The 1,955-nt window shown below is 74.5% G+C and carries 1 protein-coding gene and 1 pseudogene; both read right to left on the minus strand.

Going from position 1 to position 1,955, the window contains the following annotated elements:
- Window positions 1-246 (minus strand): annotated as a pseudogene (locus tag ASG00_RS16620) (ABC transporter substrate-binding protein); the annotation flags it as partial.
- Window positions 247-313: 67 nt separating this feature from the next.
- A partial coding sequence (locus ASG00_RS02825) for a dipeptide ABC transporter ATP-binding protein (RefSeq protein WP_442922588.1) occupies window positions 314-1,955 on the minus strand: 1,642 nt, incomplete at its 5' end.

Raw genomic sequence — 1,955 nt, forward strand, 5'->3', positions numbered from 1 at the left:
CTGCGGGTTCTGGTAGAGCAGCGAGTCGACGAGCTGGCGGGTGACATACCAGGTGTCGTTACCCGACCCGATGCCCGACGGGTTGAGGGAGATCGGGTCGTTGGCGACCGCGAAGGTGAGCGCGCCGCCGTCGACGGGCTGGGCGCTGGCGGTCGACGCGGGGGTCGACGTGCCGGCACACGCCGACAGGGCGAGCGCCGCCGCGAGCGCGGCGGCGACGGGCAGGATGACTCTGCGCAGTGACATGGTGGGTGCTCCTCGGTGAAGGGGTGTGGGAACGGATGCCGCGGGTCGGTCGACGCACGGCGGGGGGTCAGTGGGACGTGCGGACGCGCCCGGGGATCGCGTTGATCAACGCTCGGGTGTACTCGTGGCGGGGGTCGCCGAGCACGTCGGCGGCGGTTCCGCTCTCGACGACGCGTCCGCCGCGCATCACCGCGACGCGGTGGGCGATGCGACGCACGACGGCGAGGTCGTGGGAGATGAACAGGTAGGCGAGGCCGAGGTCGGACTGAAGGTCGGCCAGCAGGGTGAGGATCTGGTCCTGGATCGACACGTCCAACGCCGACACCGGTTCGTCGAGCACGACGAGCTCGGGGTGCACGGCGAGGGCGCGGGCGATCGCGACGCGCTGCCGTTGGCCCCCGGACAGCTCGGCGGGTTTGCGGTCGAGGGCGGACGCAGGCAGGGCGACACGATCGACGAGCTCGACGGCGCGGCGGCGCCGTGAGGCCCGGTCGCCGATGCGGAACGCGGCGAGCGGGTCGGCGATGTTCTGCGCCACCGTGAGGCGGGGGTTGAGGGCGGCATAGGGGTTCTGCTGCACGAGCTGCACCCGCCGGCGGATGCCACGCAGGGCCGCACTGCCGAGGCGGGTGACGTCGGCGTCGCCGTAGGCGATGGTGCCCGCAGTGGGCTCGTCGAGGCGCAGCACGAGGCGGGCGGTGGTGGTCTTCCCCGACCCCGACTCCCCCACGAGCGCGAGGGTCTCGCCGGCGGCGATCACGACATCCACGCCGTCGACGGCCCGGAACCGTCCGCCGCCCTGCGCGCGGGGGCGCGGGAACTCCTTGACGAGGCCGCGCGCCACGACGAGCGGCGCACCCGGCGCGGCGGCGGTCGTGGGCGGCGCCGCGGGGGCCGCGGCATCCGACCAGACGGCGTCGAGACTCGGCGCCGCGGCGATCAGGCGCTTCGTGTACGGATGCCGCGGGTCGCCGAGCACCTCGTCGGGAGTGCCGCTCTCGACGATCTCGCCGTCGGTCATCACGAGGATGCGGTCGGCGCGGTCGGCGGCGACGCCCAGATCGTGGGTGACGAGCACGAGGCTCGTGCCCGCCTCGCGCTTCAGGGTGTCGAGATGATCGAGGATCTGCCGTTGCACGGTCACGTCGAGGGCGCTGGTGGGCTCGTCGGCGAGGATGAGCGCCGGTCCCGCGACGATCGCGAGCGCGATGAGCACGCGCTGGCGGAGTCCGCCGGAGAGCTCGTGCGGGTACTGGGCGGCGCGCAACTCGGGGTCCGCGATGCCGGCGCGGCCGAGCGCGACGATCGCCTGGCGACGGGCCTCGTCGCGGTCGGCCAGCCCGTGGATGCGCAGCACCTCGGCGATCTGCGTGCCGACGCGCACGACCGGGTTGAGGCTGACCACCGGGTCCTGCGGCACGAGGCCGACGGCGCGGCCGCGCACGGCGCGCAACGCGCGGTCGTCGGCGGCGAGCAGGTCGGTGCCGTCGAGCAGCACCCGCCCGGCGGTCACGCGCCCGCCCCGGGAGAGCAGCCGCAGCAGGGCGTGCACGGTGGTCGACTTGCCCGACCCCGACTCGCCGACGATCGCGAGGGTCTCGCCGCGGGCGAGGGTGAACGAGACGTCGCGCACGGCGACGACCGGCCCGCGGCGGGTGGTGTACTCGACGCGCAGGCCGTCGACCTGCAGCAGCGCGGCGGTCATCCCC

It is taken from the genome of Microbacterium sp. Leaf351, assembly GCF_001423825.1.
Lineage (GTDB): Bacteria > Actinomycetota > Actinomycetes > Actinomycetales > Microbacteriaceae > Microbacterium > Microbacterium ginsengisoli.